Raw genomic sequence first — 25,004 nt, forward strand, 5'->3', positions numbered from 1 at the left:
ACAGAAAGATGAGGCGGCGCACATGACCGCGACGCAAGCCAAGGGTGCCCGGGGAGGCCAGGGAAAGAACGACCTGGTCGAAATGGCGTGGGACCCCATCACCCGGATCGTCGGCAGCCTGGGCATCTACACGAAGATCGACTTCAAGCAGAAAGTGGTCGCTGAGTGCCACAGCACCAGCTCCATCTTCCGCGGCTATTCGGTCTTCATGAAGGGCAAGGACCCGAGGGACGCGCATTTCATCACGAGCCGCATCTGCGGAATCTGCGGTGACAACCACGCCACGTGTTCCTGTTACGCGCAGAACATGGCGTACGGGGTGAAGCCGCCGCACCTCGGTGAATGGATCGTGAACCTCGGCGAGGCCGCGGAGTACATGTTCGACCACAACATCTTCCAGGAGAACCTGGTCGGGGTCGACTACTGCGAGAAGATGGTCGCGGAGACCAACCCCGGGGTGCTGGAGCAGGCCAACCGCACCGAGTCCCCGCACGCCGAGGCCCACGGGTACAGGACCATCGGTGACATCATGCGGTCGCTGAACCCGTTCACCGGCGAGTTCTACCGCGAGGCGCTCCAGGTCAGCCGGATGACCCGGGAGATGTTCTGCCTGATGGAGGGGCGGCACGTCCATCCCTCCACCCTGTATCCGGGCGGCGTCGGCACCGTGGCGACCATCCAGCTGATGACGGACTACATCACCCGGCTCCAGCGCTACGTCGAGTTCATGAAGAAGGTCGTGCCGATGCACGACGACCTCTTCGACTTCTTCTACGAGGCCCTGCCGGGGTACGAGCAGGTGGGCAACCGCCGCATCCTGCTGGGCTGCTGGGGCTCGTTCCAGGACCCGGAGCACTGCAACTTCGAGTACAAGGACATGACCGACTGGGGCCGGAAGATGTACGTCACCCCCGGTGTCGTCGTGGACGGCAAGCTGGTCACCACCGACCTGGTGAAGATCAACCTCGGCATCCGGATCCTGCTCGGCTCCTCGTACTACAACGACTGGGACGAGCAGGAGACGTTCGTGTCCCACGACCCGCTCGGCAATCCGGTCGACCGGCGCCACCCGTGGAACCAGCACACCAACCCGCAGCCCCAGAAGCGGGACCTGGACGACAAGTACAGCTGGGTCATGTCGCCGCGCTGGTTCGACGGCAAGGACTACTTGGCGCTCGACACGGGCGGCGGCCCGCTCGCCCGGCTGTGGACGACCGCGCTGGCCGGACTGGTCGACATCGGCTACATCCAGGCCACCGGCCACAGCGTCAAGATCAACCTCCCCAAGACCGCGCTCAAGGGCCCGGTGGAGCTGGAGTGGCACGTCCCGAAGTGGAGCAACACCATCGAGCGCAACCGGGCGCGCAGCTACTTCCAGGCGTACGCCGCCGCCTGCGCGCTGCACTTCGCGGAGAAGGCACTCGCGGAGATCAGGTCCGGGAACACCAAGACCTGGGAGAAGTTCGAGGTCCCGGAGGAGGGCGTGGGCTGCGGGTTCACCGAGGCGGTGCGCGGGGTCCTCTCGCACCACATGGTGATCCGGGACGGCAAGATCGCCAACTACCACCCGTACCCGCCGACCCCGTGGAACGCGAGCCCTCGCGACACGTACGGCACGCCGGGCCCGTACGAGGACGCCGTGCAGGGGCAGCCGATCTTCGAGGAGAACGACCGGGAGAACTTCAAGGGCATTGACATCATGCGCACGGTGCGCAGTTTCGACCCCTGTCTGCCGTGCGGCGTGCACATGTACCTCGGCGAGGGCAAGAAGCTGGAACTGCTGCACTCCCCCACCCAGTCCGCGGGCAGCGAGTGATGGCGCGGGAGGATCTCCCGCCGGAGCCCGACTGGCGGGCCACCGGCGACCGCATCGACACCCTGATCGCCGCCAGCGGCGCGGGCGGCGCGATCGCCCGCGAGCGCAGCGAGGAACTGGTCCGGCTGGTCGTCGACTTCTACGGTGCCGGCCTTGAGCGGCTGCTCGACCTCGTGCACGAGCAGGGCCGGCTGGACGACGACGTGCTGGCCGCGCTGGCCGGTGACGATCTGGTGGCCAGTGTCCTGCTGGTGCACGGGCTGCACCCGTACGGGGTGGAGACCCGGGTCGAGCAGGCGCTGGAGAGTGTGCGGCCGTATCTGGGTTCGCACGGCGGCGATGTGGAGCTGCTGGACGTCAGCGAGGAGGGCACGGTCCGGCTGCGGCTGCTGGGCAGTTGTGACGGCTGCCCGTCCTCCTCGGTCACGCTCAAACTGGCCGTGCAGGGAGCGGTGGAGGCGGCGGCTCCGGAGATCACCTCGATCGAGGTCGAGACCGCCGCGGAGGAGTCCGGGGCGGCGGGGCCGCTGGTGCCGGTGGACTCGCTGTTCGCCCGGCTGCACACCGATGCCGGCGCGGCCGCCGGGGACGGAGCGTCCTGGGAGGTCGTCCCCGAGCTGTCCGCGCTGGAGTCCGGCGCCGTGGCCCGGGTCGAGGTCGGCCGGATGCCGGTGGTGGTCTGCCGGGTGGGCACGGACCTCTTCGCCTTCGAGGACCGGTGCGCACGCTGCGAGCGGCCGTTCGAGGGTGCGGCGCTGGCGCGGCGCCTCGGCGGTGGCTCGGGGGACGCGATCCTGCGCTGCGCCGGCTGCCGGGCCCACTACGACGTGCGGCGGGCGGGTGTCTGCCTCGACGAGGACGGCGCCCATCTGGCCCCGTTGCCGCTGCTCGCGGAGGGCGGCGAGGTCTCCGTCTCGGTGCCCGTGACGGTGGCGCCGTGATCGCGGCAGGGCGTTCCGCGTCCCCGGCGTCCACGCTGCTGCGCCTCAGCCGCGACCGGCCGCCGCCGGCCACCGGGGAGCGCTGCGAGATGTGCGCGGAGCCGATCGGGGAAGAGCATCCCCATGTGGTGAACCTCGACAGCCGCGCCCTGATGTGCGGCTGCCGGGCCTGCTACCTGCTGTTCACCGACGAGGGGGCGCAGTTGCGCTACCGGGCGGTGCCCGAGCGCTATCTGCACTTCGCCGGGCTGACCGTGGACGGGCGGGCCTGGGACGAGTTGCAGATCCCGGTCGGGCTCGCCTTCCTGTTCCGCAACTCCGTGCAGGACCGGATGGTCGCGTTCTATCCGGGTCCGGCCGGGGCCACCGAGTCGGAACTGCCGCTGGACGCCTGGGAGGCCGTGGTCGAGGCAAGCCCGGTCCTGGCCGGTCTGCGGCCCGACGTGGAGGCGCTGCTGATCCGGCGCACGGCCGGCGGCGGCGGCTCGTGCCATCTGGTGCCGATCGACGCCTGTTACGAGCTGGTGGGGCAGTTGCGCACGCTGTGGCGCGGCTTCGACGGCGGTTCGGAGGCGCGCACCGCGATGGACGCCTTCTTCGCCCGGGTGGCGGACCGCAGCCGCCCCGCCGAGGGGGTCGGGGCGCCGTGAACGACTTCGCGTTCTCCGTACTCGACATCTTCGCCGAGCCGTACGCGGCCTCGCCGCAGCTGACGGCGAGGCTCCGGATCGAGGAGCGGACGGGCCGGCGCATCCACGCAGTGGCGCTGCACTGCCAGGTCCGGATCGAGCCGCAGCGGCGCCACTACGACGAGGCCGAACAGAGCGGTCTGCACGCCCTGTTCGGTGGCCGGGAGCGCTGGACGGACACCCTGAAGCCGTTCCAGTGGATGAGCTGCGACACCACGGTGCAGGGGTTCAGCGGGGCGACGGAGGTCGATCTCCCACTGCCCTGCACCTACGACTTCGACGTGATCGGCTCCCGCTATCTGCACGCCCTCGGTGAGGGTTCGGTCCCGCTCGCCCTGATGTTCTCCGGCACGGTCTTCACCCGTGGCAGCAAGGGCTTCGGGGTCGAGCAGGTGCCGTGGGACTGCGAGGCACGGTACGCCATGCCGGTCGAGGTGTGGCGGCGCATGGTGGCGGCACACTTCCCCAACACCGGGTGGATCAGGCTGGACCACGAGGTGCTGGCGCGCTTCGCGGACTTCCGGGCCCGGCGCGGGCTGATCAGCTGGGACGAGACGGTCCAGGCCCTCCTGGCCGGGCACGACGAGGTGGGTCCGGTGGGCGTCGAACCGGCACTTCCGGATGAGGTGGTCCCGCGATGAGCCTTGGCCAGGCGGGTTCGGAAGGGGTGGTCCCGCGATGAGCCGTGACCAGGCAGGGTCGGAAGGGGTGGTCCCGCGATGAGCCTTGGCCAGGCGGGTTCGGAAGGGGTGGTCCTGTGAGCCTTGACCAGGTGCGTTCGATCGCGGACGCCGTCCTGTACGAGGGATATCTGCTCTATCCGTACCGGGCGAGCTCGAACAAGAACCGCTCGCGCTGGCAGTTCGGGGTCCTCGGCCCGCCGAACGCCGAGGCGGCGAGCTTCGGTGAGCAGCCGGGGATGGAGACCCAGGTCCTGCTGGCACCGCACGACGGTCCGGCCGCGGTCACCGTCCACCTGCGCTTCCTCCAGCTCCAGGTCCGCGAGGTGTGGGCCCCGGACGCGGACGGGACGGAGCAGCCGGTCGACCGGCTGACCGTCGACGGGGTGGAGGTGCTGTCCTGGGACGAGGCGGTCGAGCGGGAGGTCGTGCTGGCCGCGCTGCCGCTGGGCGAGGCGGTGGACACCGTCCACGAGGTCCCCGGCGGTGAGGACAGGGAGCCGCTCACCGACGCGCTGGGCGCGGTGGTGGGCCGGATCGTGCGGCGGCGGCTGCCGCTGACGGTGGGTATCCGTACGGACAGCGTCGTGGACGAGGGGTACACCCGCCTCTCGGTGGCGGTGCGCAACGAGCACCCGGAACCGGCGGCCACCAAGGACGCCGCGATCCGGGCCTCGCTGATCGGCGCGCATCTGCTGCTGCGGGCGCACGACGCGGAGTTCGTCTCGCTGCTGGAGCCGCCCGCCGGGGCGGCGGCCGCGGCGGGACGCTGCCGGCAGAGCAGGTGCTGGCCGGTGCTCGCCGGTCCGAAGGGGACGACGGATGTCCTGCTCGGTGCGCCGATCATCCTGTACGACTACCCGGAGGTCGCCGAGCAGAGTCCCGGCGCCCTGTTCGACTCGACCGAGATCGACGAGATCCTGACCCTCCGGGTGATGACCATGACGGAGGCGGAGAAGGCGGAGGCGCGGGCCACCGATCCTCGGGCCCGCGAGATCATCGACCGCTGCGACGGCATGTCGCCCGCCGGGCTCCAGGAGCTGCACGGACTGCTGCGCGACCCGCACCTGCCGCAGCCCGCCGCCATGGGCGCCCCGGCCGATGTGCGGGACGTGGAGCCCGCCGCCTTCGACACCTCCGGCGCCCCGTGGTGGGACCCGGCGGCCGATGCCTCGGTGCGGCCGGGGAGCGACGCGGTGGTGATCGACGGGGTCCGGGTGGCCAAGGACAGCCTGGTCCGCGTCCATCCGTCCCGGCGGGCCGACGCGCAGGACCTGTTCTTCGCCGGCCAGGTGGCCCGGGTGACCGCGGTGCTCTCTGACGTGGACGGCGGCACGCACGTGGCCCTGGTCCTCGTCGACGACCCGGCCTCCGACCTGCACGACTGGTACGGCCGCTACTTCTACTTCGCACCTGACGAGCTGACCCCGCTGACCGTCGAGGAGACGGCTCGGCACCGAGAGGAGAACCGATCATGAAGACCCTGGGCATCATCACCACCGGTCTGGCTGCGGCCGTGGCACTGGTCGCCGTGGGCGTCGGCATCAAGTCGATCCCCGACATCCGCCGCTATCTGCGCGCCCGGGCGATGTGAGCCGCCGGCACCGATGACGACGACGAGCGAACCGGGCACGGCCACGCGGGTACTGGTGGCCGGCATCGGCAATCTGTTCCTCGGTGACGACGGCTTCGGCCCCGAGGCGGTCCGCCGGCTGTCCCGCGACGGCGGACTGCCGCCGGAGGTAAGGGTGGTGGACTACGGCATCCGGGGCATGCACCTCGCGTACGACCTGCTGGACGGGTACGACGTGCTGGTGCTGGTCGACGCGTACCCGGGTGGCGGCGCGCCCGGGGAGCTGACTGTGCTGCGCATCGGCGCCGACGACCTCGGTACGGGTGAATTCGACGCCCATGGGATGAATCCGGTCGCTGTCCTTGCAAACCTGGATCAATTGGGCGGTACTCTTCCGCTCACTTACCTCGTCGGCTGCACACCCGCCGGAGTCGAGGAGGGCATCGGGCTCAGCGAGGCCGTCGAGAACGCGCTGCCCGAGGCCGTCCACACCGTGCACACCCTGGTCCGGCAGCTCGTGCCGGACCGGCCGCCCGTACCGACCGCGTCCGTGAAAGGCGCCGAACCCCGGAGATCCTGATCATGTGCCTGGGCATTCCTGGTCGCGTCGTGGAGATCGTCGAGGGGTATGCGGGCCAGCTGGCTCTGGTCGATGTGGAGGGCGCCAGGCGCCGCGTCAACATCGGCATGCTGGACGAGGCACCCGGCTGCGACGACTGGGTGCTTCTGCACATGGGCTTCGCCGTCGAGCTGATCGACCGGGCGAAGGCCCGCGAGGCCCTGTCGGGCCTGGAGATGATGGGCCGGGGCCGGGCGGAGCGGGTCCGGCGCAGGTTCGAGGTGTGCGGGGTCGTGCAGGGGGTCGGCTTCCGGCCCTTCGTCTACGTCACCGCGTCCGAGCTGATGCTCACGGGCACGGTGACGAACACCGGGGACGGGGTGCTCGCCGAGGTCGAGGGCGACGCGGACGCGGTGGCGGAGTTCGGCCGCAGGCTCCGTAGCGACGCCCCGCCGCTCGCGGTCGTCGTGGACGTGCGCACCAGCGAACAGCCGGTCCGCGGCGGCACGGGGTTCACCATCGGGGAGTCCGGCGGGGGCGGCCGGTCCAGGACGCTCGTCTCGCCGGACACCGCGACCTGCCGGGACTGCCTGGACGAGCTGGCCGACCCGGCGAACAGGCGCTACCGCCACCCCTTCATCACCTGTACGCACTGCGGTCCCCGGTTCACGATCGTCACCGGCCTCCCGTACGACCGGGCCGCCACCACGATGGCGGACTTCGAGATGTGCGCGGCCTGCCGGGCGGAGTACGAGGACCCGGGTGACCGGCGCTTCCACGCCCAGCCGATCGCCTGCCCCGACTGCGGGCCCCGGCTCGAACTGGTCGGCGGCGACGGGGTGTCCCGCTGCCGCGACGAGAACGCGCTGCGGGCCGCCCGGGAGTTGCTCGCCGACGGCGGGATCATCGCGGTCAAGGGGCTCGGCGGCTACCACCTGGTGTGCGACGCGCGGAACGACGCGGCCGTGGCCGAACTGCGCCGGCGCAAGCGGCGCGGCGGCAAGCCGTTCGCGGTCATGGTGGCGGGGCTCGACGTGGCGCGGGAGCTGGTGACCGTGACGGCCGGGGACGAGGAGCTCCTGACCGGTGGCCGCCGGCCCATCGTCCTGCTCCCCCGGGTGGACCCGGGCAGGCCCGGGGTGTCCCCCGCGGTGGCGCCGGGGAGTCCCGACCTCGGGCTGCTGCTTCCGTACACGCCCCTGCACGTGCTGCTCCTCGGTATCGGGGACGACCGGCCGGGCCCGGACGCGCTGGTGATGACGTCGGCCAACCTGTCGGGTGAGCCGATCGTCACCGACGACGCGGAGGCGCTGGCCTCGCTGGCCCCGCTGGTCGACGGCTGGCTGCGGCACGACCGGCGCATCCAGGTGCCGTGCGACGACTCGGTCAGCCGCTGGGCGGCCGGTGCCGAGCTGCCGATCCGCCGGTCGCGCGGATACGCCCCGCTGCCGATCGCGCTGCCCTTCGACGTGGAGCCGACGCTCGCGGTGGGCGCCGACCTCAAGAACACCTGCGCGCTGGGCGAGGGCCGCTACGCCTGGCTGAGCCAGCACATCGGTGACATGGACGACCTGTCCACGGTGGAGGCGCTGACCAGGACGGAGAAGCACCTGGAGGACCTCACCGGGGTGGCGCCCGTCCGGCTGGTGGCCGACCGTCACCCGGGCTACCACTCCGCCGGATGGGCCCGCACGCACGCGGCCGGGCGGCCGGTGCGCACGGTCCAGCACCACCACGCGCACATCGCCTCCGTGATGGCCGAGCACGGTCTGGGCGCGGGCGAGCGCGTGATCGGCATCGCCTTCGACGGCACCGGCCACGGCGACGACGGGGCGGCCTGGGGCGGCGAGGTCCTGGTGGCGGACTACGCGTCCTTCCGCAGGGCCGCCCACCTGGGATACGTACCGCTGGCCGGGGGCGACGCGAGCGTGCTGCGCCCGTACCGGATGGCTCTCGCCCACCTGCACGCGGCCGGTGTCCCCTGGGACGCGGACCTGCCCTCGGTCGCCGCGTGCCCGGCCGCCGAACGCGAGCTGCTGGCACATCAGTTCGCCACCGGGTTCGGCTGCGTGCCCACGTCGGGCATGGGCCGGCTCTTCGACGCCGTCGCGTCACTGGCCGGTCTCCGCCACGAGGTGGCGTACGAGGCGGAGGCCGCCATGGAGCTGGAGGGGGCGGCGCGCGGTGGTCAGGGGCTCCCCGCGGCCGCCGCGGGCCGCTACCGCTTCGGGATCCGGCCCGGGGCGGGCGAAGGGCCCTCGATCGCGGATCCGGGCCCGGTCGTACGGGCCGTGGTGTCCGACGTACGGGCGGGCGTCCCCGCCGGGCTGATCGCCGCGCGCTTCCACGCCTCGGTCGCCGCACTGATCACCGGGCTCGCGGAGCTGTGCCGTACCCGCACCGGTCTCGGCACCGTGGCTCTGGGCGGCGGCGTCTTCCAGAACGCCGTACTCCTCGAAGCGGCACAACAGGGGCTGACGGAACGGGGTTTCACCGTCCTGCGGCCGAGGCTGCTGCCGCCGAACGACGGCGGCATCGCACTGGGCCAGCTGATGATCGCCGCAGCGGGCTGACCGCCCCGCACCTCTCGTACCCAAGGGATCCACAGAGAAGAGGAACCATGTGTCTGGCTGTTCCGGGGCGCGTCCTCAGTACCGCGGAAGTCGACGGCACCGTGATGGCGGAGGTCGACTTCGGCGGGGTCCGCAAGGAGGTGTGCCTCCAGTACATCCCCGATGTGACCGTCGGTGAATACGTCATCGTGCACGTCGGATTCGCCATTCAGCGCCTCGACGAGGCCTCCGCCCAGGACACCCTGGCCAACTTCGAACGGCTGGGCATCCTCGCCGAGGAGTTCGGGGACGGCTTCGAACTGGCGGCACAGCAGAGCACAGCATCCGAAGGAGCCGGCCGGTGAAGTACCTCGAAGAGTTCAGCGACCCCGATCTCGCGAAGCGGCTGGTCGACGAGATCCACGCGGCCACCACCCGCAAGTGGGCGATGATGGAGGTCTGCGGAGGCCAGACCCACTCGATCATCCGGCACGGGATCGACCAGCTCCTGCCCGAGGACGTGGAGATGATCCACGGTCCGGGTTGCCCCGTCTGCGTCACCCCGCTGGAGACCATCGACCGCGCACTGGCCATCGCCGCCCGCCCCGGCGTCATCTTCTGCTCGTTCGGCGACATGCTCCGGGTGCCCGGCAGCAGCCAGGACCTGTTCTCCGTCAAGAGCGCCGGCGGCGACGTACGGGTGGTGTACTCCCCCCTCGACGCGCTGAAGCTGGCCCGCGAGAACCCGGACCGTGAGGTCGTCTTCTTCGGGATCGGGTTCGAGACCACCGCCCCCGCCAACGCCATGACGGTGTACCAGGCCAAGCAGCTCGGGGTGCGGAACTTCTCGCTGCTGGTGTCCCACGTCCTGGTGCCGCCCGCCATCGCCGCGATCATGGAGTCTCCGACCTGCCGGGTGCAGGCCTTCCTGGCCGCCGGTCATGTGTGCAGTGTGATGGGGACAGCCGAGTACCCGCCGCTGGCGCAGAAGTACAAGGTGCCGATCGTGGTCACCGGCTTCGAGCCCCTGGACATCCTCGAAGGCGTCCGCCGGACCGTCCTCCAGCTCGAATCGGGCCGCCACGAGGTGGAGAACGCCTACCCCAGGGCCGTGCGCGACGAGGGCAACGCGCCCGCCATGAAGATGCTCGCGGACGTCTTCGAGGTGACGGACCGGACCTGGCGCGGCATCGGGGCGATCCCCCGCAGCGGCTGGCGGCTCTCCGAGAAGTACCGCGAGTTCGACGCGGAGCAGCGGTTCGACGTGACGGGCATCCGGACCGCCGAGTCGTCGCTCTGCCGCTCCGGCGAGGTCCTCCAGGGTCTGATCAAGCCGCACCTGTGCGAGGCGTTCGGCAAGGAGTGCACGCCGCGCAACCCGCTCGGCGCGACCATGGTGTCCTCTGAGGGCGCCTGCGCCGCGTACTACACCCACCGCCGCCTGGAACTGGTCGATGCGAAGTGACTGATGTGACTGACGCGGTGCGCGAAGTGACGGTGCCGGCCGACGACGTGCCCGATCTCGACTTCGAGGGGTGGTCCTGCCCCGTACCGCTGCGGGACGTCCCGAACGTCGTGATGGGCCACGGTGGTGGCGGTGCGATGTCCGGCGAGCTGATCGAGCATCTGTTCCTGCCCGCGTACGGGGCGGCGGCGGCCGCCGATCTCGGTGACTCGGCCGTACTGACGGTCGGCGGCACCCGGCTCGCCTTCTCGACGGACTCGTTCGTGGTGAAGCCGATGTTCTTCCCCGGCGGGTCCATCGGTGACCTGGCGGTGAACGGGACGGTGAACGACCTGGCGATGTCGGGTGCAACGCCGCTGTTCCTGTCGACCGCCTTCATCCTCGCGGAGGGCACGGAGCTGAGCGTCCTCGGCCGGATCGCGCAGGCCGTGGGCCGGGCTGCGGAGGACGCCGGCGTACGCCTGGTCACCGGTGACACCAAGGTCGTGGAGCGCGCCAGCGGTGACGGCGTCTACCTCAACACCTCGGGCATCGGCGTGGTGCCGGCCGGTGTCGACATCAGCCCGCGCCGGGCCCGCCCAGGCGACGCCGTGCTCGTCAGCGGTGACATCGGGGTGCACGGGGTGGCGGTGATGAGCTGCCGCGAGGGGCTGGAGTTCGGCACTACCGTCGAGAGCGACACGGCAGCGCTGCACGGGCTCGTCGCCGCCATGCTCGCCACCGGCAGCGACGTCCATGTGCTCCGGGACCCCACGCGCGGGGGTGTCTCCGCCTCGCTGAACGAGATCGCCCGCGCCTCGGAGGTGGGCATCGAGCTGGTGGAACGGCTGCTGCCGGTGCCGCCCACCGTGCGGGACGCGTGCAGTCTGCTCGGGCTCGACCCGCTCCAGGTGGCCAACGAGGGCAAGCTGATCGCCATCGTTCCCGCCGAGGACGCGGACCGGGTGCTGGCCGCGATGCGGGCCCACCCGCTGGGCCGGTCCGCATGTGCGATCGGCAGCTGCGTGCCGGATCACGCGGGGATGGTGGTCGCGCGGACGGGGCTGGGCGGGAGCCGGGTGATCGGTCTGCCGATCGGTGAACAGCTGCCGAGGATCTGCTGAGTGCGTGGCGAACGACTGGCGAGGATCTGCTGAGTGCGTGGCAACGGGCGAGGATCTGCTGAGTGAGTGCTGAGGGCGCGCTGTTGTTCGCGCGATACGCCTACCCGCCCAACGAGCTCGGCTACTGCGGCCCCGCCGACGCGGCGGCGCTGCTGCGCCGGGAGGAGACCGCCGGTATCGAGCGGCGGGCCCGGCAGTTCGAGGGGGCCTGGTGCTATCTGCAGTTCCTCGCGGAGACGGCCGGGCTCCCGGACCCGCTCGATGTGCGGGTGGTCGAGGCCTACTGGATCGGCAACGAGCTGCTGGAGCTGGCCGATCCGGCGGCCTTGGTCGAGCGGCTGACCGACCGGTTCCGCGGCCAGCTGGGCGGCACCTGGCGGGAGGCGGCGGGGCGCGCCCTGGCCCACCACAGCTTCCAGGTGTTCGAGGTCTACCCGTGGGCGCGGATGCTCCGGCCGGACGGGAATCCGACCGCGTTGTCCGTCCTGGACCGGTGCCGCGTCCGGACGGGCGTGGTGCTCACGGGCGGCACAGAGGTGGCGACCGTCCGGTCCCGTCCGCTGGTCTGGGACGGGACCGGAACCGCTGCCGGCGACTGGCAGGTGGAGACGGTGCGCCTCGCGGCCGGCGGGCGGACGCTGATCGACGGCGTCCGCCCCGGTGACCGGGTGGCGCTGCACTGGGACTGGGTGTGCGATGTGCTCACCGACGAACAGGCCCTGCGCATCGAGTCCTTCGAGGCGCGCACGTGTGGCGGGCTGGGCCTGCTCGTTCCGTAGACCCAGCCCTGCCCGTACCGGAGGCGGCGCCCCGGCCCCGGCCCCGGCCCCGGCTCAGAGCGAGTTGATCTCCTCGCCGGAGAGCACCCCGGCCCAGGTGCGCACCTCGTCGATGTCACCGTCGAGGTAGTGGGCCCCGACCCCGTCGGCCGCCGAGTCCCGGCCTGCCTGGAGGTAGCTCACGGCCTCCCAGACGTCGGCCGCCGCGTACGGCGCGCTGTCGGCAAGGGTGCCGTCGATCCAGAGCTGGACGTTGCCGGCCCGCTCGTCGTACTGCAGCAGCAGGGTCTGGATACCGCCCCGGGCGGGCGCGCCGATCTGAGTCGTGGTGGCGTCCGGCTCGTCGGCGTGGGCGAGGACGGCCTGCCAGCTCCGGTCCGCCGCCCGGTAGCGGAGGGTGAAGGCGTCCGCCTGCCGGCCGAGCTGCGAGAGTACGGCCATGTCGCGGTCGGGGGTGCCGCGCAGCCGGACCTTCGCGGAGACGGCCCAGCTCCTGGACGTGTTGAGCGGCGGGATGTCGCTTTCGAGATAGTCGCCGTCGCCGTCCAGCGAGACACTGCCGGTGTCCGCCAGCGCGTCATCGGTGGTGATGTGGGCGTCGCCGCCGAGCAGGAAGTCCGCGCGGTGGTCCACTTCGGGGATCATGGTCAGCCCGTCGCAGCAGAGCACGGTGGTCTCCATCGGCCAGTAGGCCCTGAGCCACGGCTTGCGGCGGCCGAGTTCGGCGAGCTCGACCGGATCGATGACGGAGTCCCACAGCCTGACGTCCGCCAGGTCTCCTTGCCACCTCTTCTTGGAGTAGTCGTTGCCGTCCCGCCCCATCACGAAGTTCCACAGGACGGTGTCCTCGGGCACCGCCGCGTCCTCGGTGGCCACTGGGGCGCCGTCCACATAGAGCCGCGCGGAGCCGGTGGCCGGGTCGTAGACCCCGGCGAGGTAGGCCCACTCGCCCGCCTGCGGGGTGCCTCCGGTGACCAGCGTCTCGCCGTCCGCCGACGGCAGCGTGAAGCTCCAGACCGGGTTCCCGGCGGCGTCGGTGGTCGTGCCGAGGGAGAAGTTGGCCGTACTCGCGATGCCGGTCTGGGTGATGGCCGTCGTGTCCCGACCGGTCTCCTCGGGGAGCACCCATACTCCGGCGGTGAAGGCGTGGGTGGTGTCCACGGCGATTCCGTCCGTGTTCAGGTAGCTGAAGTCGCCCCCGTCGAAGTTCGCGGCGCCCGGCATACTGCCGTCGGGCCCCTGGTCTCCGAACCGGACGCCGGGGCCGGGCAGTCCCCGGTAGGGACCCGCCCACGCGGCGGCCCGCTGGGAACGGTTGCGGTCGTCGAGCCGCCAGGCGGCCACCGGCCGGGTCTCCGTCGCGACCGCGGACCGTCCGTCGGCCGACGGACGGAGCGTCAGGTGGTTGTCGGCGGCCGAAGCCGAGGGTGCCGCGGTGACGGTCGCCGCCAGCAGTGCGGCGACCAGGGCGGTACGAGCCACGAATCGGACGTGCAAGGTCCCTCCCAGTGTGTGATGAGGGTGGGCAGAGCTCTCCCCGGCACACATCAGCCGTCCCGGCACCGGCCCGGCCACCCCCCGTACAACCCGTGACTCTAGAACAGGAGTTCGGTACCGGGAGAGCGGCAAACGGTCGGTTTTCAGCCATCGATTACAGGGGCCGTTATGCCACGGATCGATCCGGAGGCCGCGCACGGCGAAACCGGCCGAAAATCGGCCATCGGCACCAGTCGCCTCGTTGAGAAGGCGCCCCCGGTGTCAGGCGGGCGACACCGGCAGGACATCGGGCGAGAGCGCACCCGCCCGAGCGGACGCAGCGGTCACCCGGCGCGAGTGGTGGCGGCGGCAGAGGACCTCGTAACCGACCTCGCCCGCCTGGCGGTTCACATCACCGACCACGACCTGAGCGCCCTCGACGACCATCTCGCCCTCTATCGTCCGGGCGTTGTGCGTCGCACGGGCCCCGCACCAGCACAGGGCCTCGACCTGAAGCTGCTCGACCCGGTCCGCCAGCTCGATCAGCCGCTGTGAACCGGGGAACAGCTTCGTACGGAAGTCCGTGGTGATCCCGAAGGCGAAGACGTCCATCTCCAGGTCGTCCACGACGCGGGCCAGTTGATCGATCTGGTCCGGGGCCAGGAACTGCGCCTCGTCCACGATCGCGTAGTCGACCCTGGCGCCCTTGGAGAGCCTGGCCACCACGTACGCGTACAGGTCCATCCCCTCGTCCGCCTCGACCGCGTCCGTCACCAGACCCAGCCGGGAGGAGAGTTTGCCCTCCCCCGCCCGGTCGTCCCGGGTGAAGATCACGCCCTCAAGGCCCCGCGCCGACCGGTTGTGCCCGATCTGGAGTGCGAGTGTGCTCTTCCCGCAGTCCATGGTTCCGGAGAAGAAAACCAGCTCGGGCATGAGGGGTCGAGCACCTTTCGGGACGGGCGGGGAGGGGTACGCGGGGACCTGGGCTACGAGCGTACTTCGAGGAGCGGGACGAGCTGCTCGACGGGGGTCACCGAGCCGTGCATGCCCACCATCGCGGACTCGTGCGGCTCGTTGTCGGTAGCGGTGATCACCACGTCGTCGTGGGCAGCCGCGACCACGTCGCCGATCCGGCCGAGGACGCGTTCGTCGGCCCGGGGGCCGAACCAGCCCGCCGCGACGGCCTCGTCCCGGCTCGCCACCCAGAACTGCTCGCCGAGCACCTCGCGCCAGACGGCCAGCACATCGGCCGCCGCGCCGGGGACGGCGTACACATGGCGGGCGCGGCCCTCGCCGCCGAGCAGCGCGACACCCGCGCGCAGCTCCCAGTCCGCGTCGAAGTCGATCCGGGACTGCTCGTCGAACGGGATGTCGATCATGCCGTGGTCGGCGGTGATGTACAGCGCCGAGCGCGGCGGTAGCTGCTCCGCCAGCCGCCTGGCCAGTCCGTCGACGTGCATCAGCTGGCCGCGCCAGGCGTCGGAGTCGACGCCGAAGCGGTGCCCCATGCCGTCGACCTCGCTGTAGTAGGTGTAGACGAGCGAGCGGTCACCGGCGGCCAGCCGTTCGGCCGCGACGTCCATCCGGTCCTCGCCGGTCAGCCGGCCGAGGAACGAGCCACCGCTGAGCGCCACCTTGGTGAGCGGGGTCTGCTCGAAGGCGGGCGCGGAGACCTGGGCGGTGCGCACTCCGGCCGCGTCGGCGAGGGTGAAGACCGTGGGGTGCGGCTGCCAGACCTTCGGCTCCGACCAGGGCCGCCAGCGCAGTTGGTTCATCAGCGCGCCGGTCGCCGGATTGCGCACGGTGTACCCGGCGAGGCCGTGCTCGCCGGGGGGCAGGCCGGTACCGACCGAGGCCAGCGAGGTCGCGGTGGTCGCCGGGAAACCGGCCGTGATCGGGCGGCCCGTGCCGCCGCGCGAGGTGGGCAGCAGCGAGTGCAGGAAGGGCGCTTCGTCGGGATGGGACCGGATCTGCTCCCAGCCGAGGCCGTCGATCAGGAAGACGCAGTTGCGGTCGGCGGGCTTGAGCTCCGCGATCGTGGGCGTGAACCCCGCCACCCCCTGACCCGCGACGAGCGTGGGCAGCAGATCGGCCAACGAGCCGCTGCCGTACTCGGGCACGGGGGCGGTGTCGATGCCCAGTGGCACCGGGTCCTGCCAGGCCGGCTGGGCCATCAGCGCTCTGCCGCGGCGGTGGCGGTGGCGGCGGTGGCCTCGGACAGCGCCTGGGCGAAGGCGAGGGTCTGGCGCACGGTGTCGGGGCCGTCGCCGGCCTCGCTGACCCGCAGGCTCAGGTCGTCGGCGGTGGAGCTGCCGGTGTAGCCGTGGTCCGCCTCGCAGTTGGGGTCACCGCAGGCGGCGGGCTCCAGGTCGATCCGGGAGACCGCGCCCCAGCCGATGGTCAGGACGACCTCGCGGGGCAGCGTGCCGGGCACGTACTTCTCCGGGTTGGCCACCACGCGGCTCACCACGACCGAGGAGATCCGGTCGAGCTTGACCGACTCGGTCGAGGTGGTGGCGTAGGGCGTCGGGGAGCTGGTGTCGGCGTTCTGCTCGTCGGTGTGGCTGACGACGAAACGGTTATCCGTGAGTACCAGGACGGTGACGTGCCGGCGCACCTCGTTGGAGTCGAAGGTGGTCTCCTGGTGCACCAGGTACGAAGCGACCGGCTCACCGCCCACGGCGGCCTCCACCGCCTCGGCCACGAGGGCCGGGTAGTAGCCACTGCGCTCGATCGCCGCGCGCAGCCCCTGGGTCGTCGTACCGGTCTTAGCCATACGGACCATCCTACGGGGGGCTGATGGCTGCCGGGGACGTCCTGCCCGCCCCGTCCCGGACGGCGCGCGGGTCGGGCGGTTCAGTAGTTGGAGAGCCTGCGCGGGCCGAGGTCGGTACGGGCCGGGGGCGGCGAGAGCCGGACGCTCGCTCCGAGGACCGTCAGCCCCTGGGTGGCGACCACCACGGGTTCCAGGGCCACGGCGACCACCTCTGGGTGGTCGTCGACCAGCAGCGAGACCCTGAGCAGCAGTTCTTCCAGCGCCCCGGTGTCCACCGGCGCCGAGCCGCGCCAGCCGAAGAGGACCGGGGCGGCCCGGATCGAGCGGATCAGCTCGGCGGCGTCCCGGTCGGTGGCCGGAACCAGCCGGTGGGCGGTGTCACCGAGCAGCTCGGACGGCGCGCCCGCCAGGCCGAAGGAGAGGACGGCGCCCGCGGCCGGGTCGATCGTGGCCCGTACGACGGTGTCGACACCGCGCGGGGCCATGGCCTGCACCACGGGCCGCAGCTCGGCGGGCTTGCCCAGCAGCTCCGTCAGTTCGCCGTAGGCGCGGCGCACGGCGGACTCGGTGGCGAGGTCCAGCCGGACACCGCCGAGGTCGGCGCGGTGGCGCAGATGGGGTGCGGTGGTCTTCAGCGCGACCGGGTAGCCGAGCCGCCCGGCGGCGGCGACGGCCGCCTCCGCGTCCGGGGCCGGCAGCGTCGGCCGGACGGTGATGCCGTAGCAGGCCAGCAGCTCGCGGGCCTCGTCGGGCGACAGGGGCCTGCCGCGCGGATCGGGGTCCTTGCCGAGAATCGCGTCGATACGGGCCGCCGCCCCCGCCTCGTCGATGGTGTCGTCGAGGAACTCGGGCACCTTGCCGGGGACCGCCGCCTGGCGTCGCCACTGGGCGTACTTCACGGCTTCGGAGAGCGCGCGGACGGCGCGTTCGGCGGCCGGATAGGCGGGGATCCGGCCGACGGCGCGAGCTTCACCGGGTCCGGCCGCCCCGGGCGCGGCGTCCGTATCGCCGAGGGGCGCGGGCGTCACCGAGGGCGGTGTCGTGGCTGGGGACGCTGTTGTGGCGGAGGGTACCGATGTGGTGGGCGTGGCGGCCGTCCGGCCCGGCGCCGGGCCGGACGGCCGCGCCGGGGCCGGGCGCTGCTGGGCCACCGTGCTGGTGGCCGCGGCCAGGGCCTCCGCGAGGCCGCCGATCTCCACGTGGACGACGGCCACCGGCTTGGCCGGACCCGCGGCGGCGGCCGCGTGCAGGGCGGTGGCCAGCACCTCGCCGTCGCCCTGCTCCGCTTCGCCGTCCTCCCCCACCCATGGGATGGCCGTCACGATCACCGCGTCGCAGCCCTCGTCGGCCAGCGCCTCGGCCAGCGCGTCCCGGAAGTCCTGCGGGGTGGCGGCGGTGGTGAGGTCGCGCGGCGGACGCGGCCGCAGCCCCTCGGCCAGGCAGGCGTCGTACGTGAGCAGCCCGAGGGATTCGGAGTTGCCCAGGATCGCGACGCGGCCGCCCGCCGGGAGCGGCTGGTCCGCGAGGAGCAGGCCCGCGTCGATCATCTCGGTCACCGTGTCGACGCGGATCACGCCCGCCTGCCGCATCAGCGCGGAGACGGTGGCGTCCGGGATCCGGCTGATGGGTACGGCGTGGCCCGGCGGGGTGGAGCCGCTGTGCCGGGCGCCCTTGACCACGACCACCGGCTTCACCGCGGCGGTACGCCGGGCGAGGCGGGTGAACTTGCGGGGGTTGCCGAGCGATTCGAGGTACAGCAGGGCGACATCGGTGTCCGGGTCCTCGTACCAGTACTGGAGGAAGTCGTTGCCGGAGATGTCGGCGCGGTTTCCGGCCGAGATGAAGGTGGAGAGCCCCGCGCCGCGCCGGTAGAGCCCGGAGAGCAGGGCGATGCCGATCGCGCCGGACTGGGTGAACAGGCCGATGCGCCCGGAGGCGGGCCGTTCCGGAGCGAGTGAGGCGTTCAGCCGGACCGCCTCGGAGTTGTTGATGATGCCGAAGGCGTTCGGGCCGATGATGCGCATGCCGTACGAGCGGGCCTGGCGCACCAGTTCGCGCTGCCGTTCGCGGCCCTCCGCGCCCCACTCGGCGTATCCGGCGGAGAGGACGACGAGTCCCTGGACGCCGTGTTCCCCGCAGTCGGCGACGGCCTCCGGCACCCGCTCGGCGGGGACGGCGACGACGGCGAGGTCGACCGGTTCGCCGATCTCGCCGAGGGAGCGGTGGGCGGGCACCCCGTCGATGGTGTCCTGGTCCGTGTCCAGGGCGCTGTTCACCGCGTAGGCGCGGCCGGTGAAGCCCGCGCCGAGGAGGTTGCGCAGGACGGTGCGGCCGACCCCGCCCGGGTTGCGCCCCGCGCCGATGACGGCGACGGAGCCGGGGGCGAGCAGCCGCTGCACGGACCGCGCCTCCGCCCGCTGCTCGCGGGCGCGCTGGACGGCGAGCGACTCGGCGGTCGGTTCGAGGTCCAGGGTGAGGTGGACGGAGCCGTCCTCGAAGCTGCGCTGCTGGGTGTATCCGGCGTCCCGGAACACCTTGATCATCTTGTTGTTGGCGGGGAGCACCTCGGCGGCGAAGCGCCGGATACCGCGCTCGCGGGCGACGGCCGCGATGTGTTCGAGGAGGGTGGAGGCGACCCCGCGGCCCTGGTGCGCGTCCTGGACGAGGAAGGCGACCTCGGCCTCGTCCGCCGGAGCGGAGGCGGGCCTGCCCGTGGCGTCGATCCGGTCGTAGCGGACGGTGGCGATGAACTCGCCGCCCACCGTGACGGCGAGTCCCACCCGGTCGACGTAGTCGTGATGGGTGAAGCGGTGGACGTCCTTGGCGGAGAGCCGGGGGTAGGGGGCGAAGAAGCGGTAGTACTTCGACTCGTCGGAGACCTGCTCGTAGAAGCTGACCAGCCGCTCGGCGTCGTCCGTGGTGATCGGCCTGATCCGGGCGGTGCCGCCGTCGCGGAGCACCACGTCCGCCTCCCAGTGGCCGGGGTAGGCGTGATGCGGACTCTGCTCCACAGAGGGCTCCATGGGCAAAGCGTACGGCTCCGCCAGCGGTCGCGTGGGGGTCGGGGCCGGGGCAGTCTGGGGGTGGCCGGCCGACGGCGGAAGCGGTCCGCGGACGGGCCGCGGGTCGGCCGGAGCATCGCGCACTGCATGAGAGACTGGTCTAGACAACCATTGATTCGTGAAGGGCAGAACCATGGCTGAGCGCCGCGTCAACGTCGGTTGGGCCGAGGGCCTGCACGCCCGCCCCGCATCCATCTTCGTCCGTGCCGCCACGGCCTCCGGCGTCCCCGTGACCATCGCCAAGGCCGACGGCAATCCGGTGAACGCCGCGTCCATGCTCGCGGTGCTCGGGCTCGGCGCCCAGGGCGGCGAGGAGATCGTTCTCGCGTCCGAGGCCGACAACGCAGAGGCCGCTCTGGACCGTCTGTCCAAGCTGGTCGCCGAGGGGCTCGACGAGCTCCCGGAGACCGTCTGACCCAGCGGTCACGACCGCCTGGAATTCCTGCGCGAGAGCCGCGGCACCCCCGACCGGGAGCCGCGGCTTTTGCGTTCGCACGAGAATGCTGTCCATTGCGACCCATATCATCCGGCCGCCGGAAATAATTCAGGGCAGCGAGCGGAACAACGGAATGGACAGCACCAGGAACGCTTCGGCGAATAGCTACTTCTTGTATACGGCGTAATTGTTAATGACGGCCGCCCTGGGTGTTTACGGCATGTTGCGAAGTCCTCACCCGGCCGGCCCGGGGCACGGCCGGAGCAGCGGGGCGGCCGGGGCGGCGCAGCCGGTGCGCGGCGGTGGCCCGCTCGGCGTGCTGGGCGGCGAGCGCCCTCGCCCGTTCCGCGTCGCCGCGCGCCACGGCGTCCACGATGGCCCCGTACTCGGCCCAGGAATCGGCGGGGCGGGCCGGCGGGTCGACCGCGTACATCCAGGCGATCTTGTGCCGGAGCTGGGTGAGCAGTGCGATCAGTCCGGGGCTTCCGGAGGCCTGGGCGAGGGTCTCGTGGAACCAGCCGCCCAGGGAGCGCAGATCCTCGCCCTCGCCCCGGCGGGCCCGCTCCTGGCCCAGCCTGACCAGGCCGCGCAACACCTTGAGGTGGGCGTCGGTGCGGCGCTGGGCGGCACGGGCCGCACCGAGCGGTTCCAGCAGCATCCGGACCTCAAGCAGATCCGCCGCCTCCTGCTCGTCGGGCTCGGCGACGCAGGCCCCGGCGTGCCTGCGGGTGACCACGAAGCCCTCTGACTCCAGGGTGCGCAGCGCTTCACGCACCGGGACACGGGAGACCCCGTAACGGCGTGCGAGCACTTCCTCGGTGAGTCGGCTGCCGCGTTCGAAGACACCGGAGACGATGTCGTCACGGATTGCCGTGCATACCGAATGCGCCGGAATGCGCATGTCCGAACCTCCGCCTTAATCCCCGCGGAACGCGGCCGATCGACGCCTGTCCTGTGACTCTATTGCAATGCGGACGCATTTCCGATGCCGGGCGTAAATTCATGAATATCTTTTGGTCGCGGACGGGTTCGGGAAGGGGTGCCGCGCCATGGTCAGGCGCCGGGTACGACTGAAGGCCCCGGCGCGTCGCCGGGGCCTTCGCTGAGGTGCTTCGTGTCGGTCAGACGGTGACGCCGTGGGCGCGCAGGTAGGCGACCGGGTCCATGTCGGAGCCGTACGACGGGGTGGTGCGGGCCTCGAAGTGGAGGTGCGGTCCGGTGGCGTTGCCGGTGGCACCGGAGAGGCCGATCCGCTGCCCCTGACCAACGCTCTGGCCGACGGACACGGCGATCGAGGAGAGGTGGCCGTACTGGGTGTACGTGCCGTCCGTCATCCGGAGCACGATGTTGTTGCCGTACGCGCCGCCCCAGCCGGCCTCGACGACCGTACCGGCGCCGACGGCGACGACGGAGCTGCCGGACGCGGCGTGGAAGTCGATGCCGGAGTGGCTGCCGGAAGACCACAGGGAGCCGCTGGACTTGTAGCCGGTGCTCACGTAGGAACCCGCGACGGGCAGCTGGAAGGTGCCCAGCCGGGCGCGCTCGGCGGAGCGGGCGGCACGCGCCTCGCTCTCGCGGGCCTCCTTGGCCCTGGCAGCGGCGGCCTTGGCCTTCCTGGCCTTCGCCTCGGCCTTCTTCTTCGCGTCGGCTTCGGCCTTGGCCTTCGCCTCTGCGGCGTCGGCCTGGTGCCGCTGCGCGTCCGCCTGGGCGTCGATCCGGTCGGCCAGGTCGCCCTCGATGGCGATGATCTGGGAGAGGCCGGTGCCGGCGGCAGAGGTCTCGGTGTCCTCCGCGAGCGCCGGGGAGGCCGGCGAGCCGATGACTCCGGCGGTCGCCAGGGCCGCGATGCCGAGAGCCTTCGCGCCGCGGCGCGTCATACGGCACGGGGCACGGTGCTTCCCCGTGGCACGGGTGAACGCCATGAAGTGGCTGATCCTTTCCTTCCTTCTCGCCTACCGGGTTAGCTGACGGGTTCGGAGCAGGAAGGTCTCCTACGGACACCGGGCCCCCACAGAGGCACGGCCGTCCGATTCACCCCAGGGACTGCGTGGGTCCCCGGCTCCCCCGGCTCGCGCCTGACGGGGACTCGGCGATGGCTGCCCGGTACGTCGCGGATGCGGCATACGAGTGACGGACAGCCGCGCCGACGCTAAGCGGGGGCACTTCCCCGCACCAAACGGACAGGCGGTTTTGTAGCGCATCCCACAGGGCAGACAGGCAACCTCTCCACCAAAGCGGACAAAAAGGGAGGCCCTGGCGGCAGACGACCCGCCAGGGCCTCGCTCCCGCCCCGCTGTCGGGGGCGGTGGCGGTTCAGCCGGTGACGACCGAGACCTCTCCGATGCCGAGAGCCGTGACGGGCTCCTTGATCTGCGCGGCGTCCCCGACGAGGACCGTGACGAGGCGGTCCTCCGGGAAGGCGTTGACCACGGCCGCCGTCGCCTCCACCGTGCCGGTCTCGGCGAGGCGCGCGTACAGCTGCGCCTGGTAGTCGTCGGCGAGGTGCTGCTCGACCTGGTCCGCGAGGGTGCCCGCGACGGAGGCGGCCGTCTCGAACTTCAGCGGTGCCACGCCCACGAGGTTCTGCACGGCCGTCTCGCGCTCGGCGTCCGTCAGACCCTCCGCGGCCAAGGTCCGCAGCACCTTCCAGAGGTCTTCCAGCGCCGGTCCGGTGGACTCCGTGTCCACCGAGCCGCTGATCGCGAGCATCGCGGCGCCGGTCGCCCCCGAGGCGGAGTCCCGGGCCGAGGAGCGCAGCACCTGGGCGAAGGCGCGCACGCCGTAGGTGTAGCCCTTCTCCTCACGCAGCACCCGGTCGAGCCGGGAGGTCAGCGTGCCTCCCAGGCAGTAGGTGCCGAGCACCTGGGCCGGCCAGACGCTGTCGTGCCGGTCCGCGCCGATCCGGCCGATCAGCAGCTGGGTCTGCACCGCTCCGGGGCGGTCCACGATGACCACCCGGCCGGTGTCGTCGGCGGTGATCGGCGGGACCGGACGGGCCGCGGCGGTGTTGCCCGACCAGTCGCCCAGGGTCTCGGAGAGCAGGGCGTCCAGGTCGATGCCGGTGAGGTCACCGACGACCACGGCGGTCGCGGTGGACGGGCGGACGTGGGCGTCGTAGAAGGCGCGCACGGCCGCGGAGTCGATCCGCTCGACGGTCTTCTCGGTGCCCTGGCGCGGGCGCGACATACGGGCCGTGGCCGGGAAGAGCTCCTTGGAGAGCTGCTTGGCCGCGCGCCGGGCGGGGTTCGCCTGCTCGTGCGGGATCTCGTCGAGCCGGTTGTTCACCAGCCGCTCGATCTCGCTGTCGGCGAAGGCCGGTGCCCGCAGGGCCTCCGCGACCAGGCCGAGCGCCTTGGCCAGCCTGGAGGCGGGCACCTCCAGGGAGACCCGGACGCCGGGGTGGTCGGCGTGGGCGTCCAGAGTGGCGCCGCACCGTTCCAGCTCGGCGGCGAACTCCTCCGCACTGCGCTTGTCGGTGCCCTCGGACAGGGCGCGCGACATGATCGTGGCCACCCCGTCCAGACCCTCGGGCTCCGCGTCGAGCGGTGCTTCGAGGAAGACCTCGACGGCGACGACCTGCTGGCCGGGGCGGTGGCAGCGCAGCACCGTGAGGCCATTGGGCAGGGCACCGCGCTCGGGCGCGGGGAAGGCCCAGGGCCTGGCCGTCCCGGGGGCGGGCTGCGGGTGGTACTCCATCGAAACTCCAGTCACGGCAGCGTCGCTCACTTGTCCGCCCCTTCGTGCGCGTCGGTGTCGGCGGCGGCGGTCCCCGCCTCGTCTGCGGGCTCCGCGGGCTCGACCGGCTCGTAGACCAGTACCGCCCGGTTGTCGGGCCGCAGCTGGGCCCTGGCGGCCGCCCTGACCTCCTCCGCGGTGACGTCGAGCACCCGGTGCACCGCGCTCAGGGCGAGCTGCGGGTCACCGAACAGCACGGCGTACCGGCACAGTTCGTCGGCGCGGCCCGCGACCGTACCGAGCCGGTCCAGCCACTCCCGCTCCAACTGGGCCTGGGCCCGCTCCATCTCCTCGGGCGAGGGGCCCTCCTCGGCGAATCGGGCGAGCTCCTCGTCGACCGCGGCCTCGATCTGCGCCACCTCGACGCCGCCGGACGTCTTGACGTCCAGCCAGCCGAGCGAGGGCGCGCCGGCCAGCCGCAGCAGCCCGAATCCGGCCGCGACGGCCGTCCGGTCGCGACGGACCAGCCGGTTGTGCAGCCGGGACGACTCTCCGCCGCCCAGCACGGTCAGCGCGAGATCCGCGGCGTCGCACTCCCGGGTGCCGTCGTGCGGCAGCCGGTAGGCGGCCATCAGCGCGCGCGCCGGGACCTCCTCGTGGACCTCCTCGCGCAGCTCGCCGCCGATGACCTCGGGCAGTGAGCCGTCCCTCGGCGGCTGCTTCCCGTCGTGCGACGGGATGGTGCCGAAGTACTTCTCGATCCAGGCGAGCGTCTGCTCGGGATCGATGTCGCCGACGACCGAGAGCACCGCGTTGTTGGGCGCGTAGTTCGTACGGAAGAAGGACCGCGCGTCATCGAGGGTCGCCGCGTCCAGGTCCGCCATGGACCCGATCGGGGTGTGGTGGTACGGGTGGCCCTCCGGGTACGCGAGGGCGGTCAGCCGCTCGAACGCGGTGCCGTACGGGACGTTGTCGTACCGCTGCCGGCGCTCGTTCTTGACGACGTCCCGCTGGTTCTCCATGGACTCCTCGTCGAGCGCGGCGAGCAGCGAGCCCATCCGGTCGGCTTCGAGCCACAGGGCGAGCTCCAGCTGGTGCGTGGGCATCGTCTCGAAGTAGTTGGTCCGCTCGAAGCTGGTGGTGCCGTTGAGCGAGCCGCCGGCGCCCTGCACCAGCTCGAAGTGGCCGTTCCCCTTGACCTGGCCGGAGCCCTGGAACATCAGGTGCTCGAAAAGGTGAGCCAGACCGGTGCGTCCCTTGACCTCGTGGCGCGAGCCGACGTCGTACCAGAGGCACACCGCGGCGACCGGGGTCAGATGGTCCTCGGAGAGCACCACGCGCAGGCCGTTGGCCAGACGGTGCTCGGTCGCTGTCAAGCCGCCGGAGCCGGCCTGGGCTGTGGCCGTGTGACCCATGGGCATG

Annotated in this window: 22 protein-coding genes and 1 riboswitch; of the genes, 13 read left to right on the forward strand and 9 right to left on the reverse strand. The window is 71.9% G+C overall.

The window, feature by feature from the left end; translation table 11 throughout:
• Positions 1-22 precede the first annotated feature (22 nt).
• The 12 genes from ACZ601_RS24415 to ACZ601_RS24470 all read left to right on the forward strand — a co-directional run bounded on the left by ACZ601_RS24415 (position 23) and on the right by ACZ601_RS24470 (position 12,157).
• Positions 23-1,816, forward strand: coding sequence for a nickel-dependent hydrogenase large subunit (locus tag ACZ601_RS24415; RefSeq protein WP_390091955.1), 1,794 nt, complete (start codon positions 23-25; stop codon positions 1,814-1,816).
• Entirely contained in the window at positions 1,816-2,757 is a 942-nt protein-coding gene (locus ACZ601_RS24420) for a NifU family protein (protein WP_469541423.1), read from the forward strand. Before ACZ601_RS24415 ends, ACZ601_RS24420 begins: the two co-directional genes overlap by 1 nt.
• On the forward strand, positions 2,754-3,407 hold the full coding sequence (locus ACZ601_RS24425; protein ID WP_469541426.1) for a DUF5947 family protein: 654 nt from the start codon (positions 2,754-2,756) through the stop codon (positions 3,405-3,407). The genes ACZ601_RS24420 and ACZ601_RS24425 overlap by 4 nt, the downstream gene beginning before the upstream one ends.
• Positions 3,404-4,087, forward strand: coding sequence for a DUF6084 family protein (locus ACZ601_RS24430; RefSeq protein WP_469541429.1), 684 nt, complete (start codon positions 3,404-3,406; stop codon positions 4,085-4,087). The genes ACZ601_RS24425 and ACZ601_RS24430 overlap by 4 nt, the downstream gene beginning before the upstream one ends.
• 116 nt (positions 4,088-4,203) lie before the next feature.
• Positions 4,204-5,604: a hypothetical protein gene (locus ACZ601_RS24435; protein WP_469541432.1), complete on the forward strand. Its 1,401-nt coding sequence runs from the start codon at positions 4,204-4,206 to the stop codon at positions 5,602-5,604.
• Complete coding sequence (locus tag ACZ601_RS24440) at positions 5,601-5,720, forward strand: DUF6893 family small protein (RefSeq protein WP_440574509.1); 120 nt, start codon at positions 5,601-5,603, stop codon at positions 5,718-5,720. Before ACZ601_RS24435 ends, ACZ601_RS24440 begins: the two co-directional genes overlap by 4 nt.
• A gap of 13 nt (positions 5,721-5,733) precedes the next feature.
• Complete coding sequence (locus ACZ601_RS24445) at positions 5,734-6,279, forward strand: hydrogenase maturation protease (protein ID WP_469541435.1); 546 nt, start codon at positions 5,734-5,736, stop codon at positions 6,277-6,279.
• 2 nt (positions 6,280-6,281) lie between these two features.
• Positions 6,282-8,831: a carbamoyltransferase HypF gene (hypF, locus tag ACZ601_RS24450; RefSeq protein WP_469541438.1), complete on the forward strand. Its 2,550-nt coding sequence runs from the start codon at positions 6,282-6,284 to the stop codon at positions 8,829-8,831.
• Between the two features lie 47 nt (positions 8,832-8,878).
• Positions 8,879-9,175, forward strand: coding sequence for a HypC/HybG/HupF family hydrogenase formation chaperone (locus ACZ601_RS24455; protein ID WP_469541440.1), 297 nt, complete (start codon positions 8,879-8,881; stop codon positions 9,173-9,175).
• Positions 9,172-10,275: a hydrogenase formation protein HypD gene (gene hypD, locus ACZ601_RS24460; protein WP_469541443.1), complete on the forward strand. Its 1,104-nt coding sequence runs from the start codon at positions 9,172-9,174 to the stop codon at positions 10,273-10,275. Before ACZ601_RS24455 ends, hypD begins: the two co-directional genes overlap by 4 nt.
• The gene (gene hypE / locus ACZ601_RS24465; RefSeq protein WP_469541445.1) at positions 10,272-11,378 is read left to right on the forward strand and encodes a hydrogenase expression/formation protein HypE; all 1,107 of its coding nucleotides are present in this window, start codon (positions 10,272-10,274) and stop codon (positions 11,376-11,378) included. Before hypD ends, hypE begins: the two co-directional genes overlap by 4 nt.
• Before the next feature lie 62 nt (positions 11,379-11,440).
• A complete protein-coding gene (locus tag ACZ601_RS24470; protein WP_469541448.1) occupies positions 11,441-12,157 on the forward strand; it encodes a DUF6390 family protein in 717 nt (238 codons plus the stop codon).
• Positions 12,158-12,211: 54 nt separating this feature from the next.
• On the opposite strand, the gene ACZ601_RS24475 is transcribed toward ACZ601_RS24470, so the two are convergent.
• The 5 genes from ACZ601_RS24475 to ACZ601_RS24495 form a co-directional block, all read right to left on the reverse strand.
• Complete coding sequence (locus ACZ601_RS24475) at positions 12,212-13,654, reverse strand: LamG domain-containing protein (RefSeq protein WP_469541450.1); 1,443 nt, start codon at positions 13,652-13,654, stop codon at positions 12,212-12,214.
• A 261-nt stretch (positions 13,655-13,915) separates the two neighbouring features.
• Positions 13,916-14,566 carry a thymidine kinase gene (locus ACZ601_RS24480; protein ID WP_469541453.1) on the reverse strand — a complete coding sequence of 217 codons (651 nt, stop codon included), beginning with the start codon at positions 14,564-14,566 and terminating at the stop codon, positions 13,916-13,918.
• A 53-nt stretch (positions 14,567-14,619) separates the two neighbouring features.
• Positions 14,620-15,807: an alkaline phosphatase family protein gene (locus tag ACZ601_RS24485; protein WP_469541456.1), complete on the reverse strand. Its 1,188-nt coding sequence runs from the start codon at positions 15,805-15,807 to the stop codon at positions 14,620-14,622.
• Positions 15,807-16,409, reverse strand: coding sequence for a DUF5998 family protein (locus tag ACZ601_RS24490; protein ID WP_440574499.1), 603 nt, complete (start codon positions 16,407-16,409; stop codon positions 15,807-15,809). Before ACZ601_RS24490 ends, ACZ601_RS24485 begins: the two co-directional genes overlap by 1 nt.
• An 80-nt stretch (positions 16,410-16,489) precedes the next feature.
• The gene (locus tag ACZ601_RS24495; protein ID WP_469541460.1) at positions 16,490-19,432 is read right to left on the reverse strand and encodes a bifunctional acetate--CoA ligase family protein/GNAT family N-acetyltransferase; all 2,943 of its coding nucleotides are present in this window, start codon (positions 19,430-19,432) and stop codon (positions 16,490-16,492) included.
• Positions 19,433-19,604: 172 nt separating this feature from the next.
• Here ACZ601_RS24495 and ACZ601_RS24500 point away from each other — a divergent pair, with 172 nt between their 5' ends.
• On the forward strand, positions 19,605-19,886 hold the full coding sequence (locus ACZ601_RS24500) for an HPr family phosphocarrier protein (protein WP_440577598.1): 282 nt from the start codon (positions 19,605-19,607) through the stop codon (positions 19,884-19,886).
• Between the two features lie 211 nt (positions 19,887-20,097).
• On the opposite strand, the gene ACZ601_RS24505 is transcribed toward ACZ601_RS24500, so the two are convergent.
• From ACZ601_RS24505 to ACZ601_RS24520, 4 genes are all read right to left on the reverse strand, one after another.
• Positions 20,098-20,808 carry a GntR family transcriptional regulator gene (locus ACZ601_RS24505; RefSeq protein WP_390091941.1) on the reverse strand — a complete coding sequence of 237 codons (711 nt, stop codon included), beginning with the start codon at positions 20,806-20,808 and terminating at the stop codon, positions 20,098-20,100.
• A gap of 220 nt (positions 20,809-21,028) precedes the next feature.
• Entirely contained in the window at positions 21,029-21,829 is an 801-nt protein-coding gene (locus ACZ601_RS24510; RefSeq protein WP_469541464.1) for a M23 family metallopeptidase, read from the reverse strand.
• 13 nt (positions 21,830-21,842) lie between these two features.
• A riboswitch (cyclic di-AMP (ydaO/yuaA leader) is annotated at positions 21,843-22,009 on the reverse strand.
• A 211-nt stretch (positions 22,010-22,220) separates the two neighbouring features.
• On the reverse strand, positions 22,221-23,603 hold the full coding sequence (locus ACZ601_RS24515; RefSeq protein ID WP_440577600.1) for a M16 family metallopeptidase: 1,383 nt from the start codon (positions 23,601-23,603) through the stop codon (positions 22,221-22,223).
• 26 nt (positions 23,604-23,629) lie between these two features.
• The gene (locus tag ACZ601_RS24520) at positions 23,630-25,003 is read right to left on the reverse strand and encodes a M16 family metallopeptidase (protein WP_469541468.1); all 1,374 of its coding nucleotides are present in this window, start codon (positions 25,001-25,003) and stop codon (positions 23,630-23,632) included.
• Position 25,004 lies beyond the last annotated feature (1 nt).

This window comes from Streptomyces sp. NPDC104307, assembly GCF_055584045.1.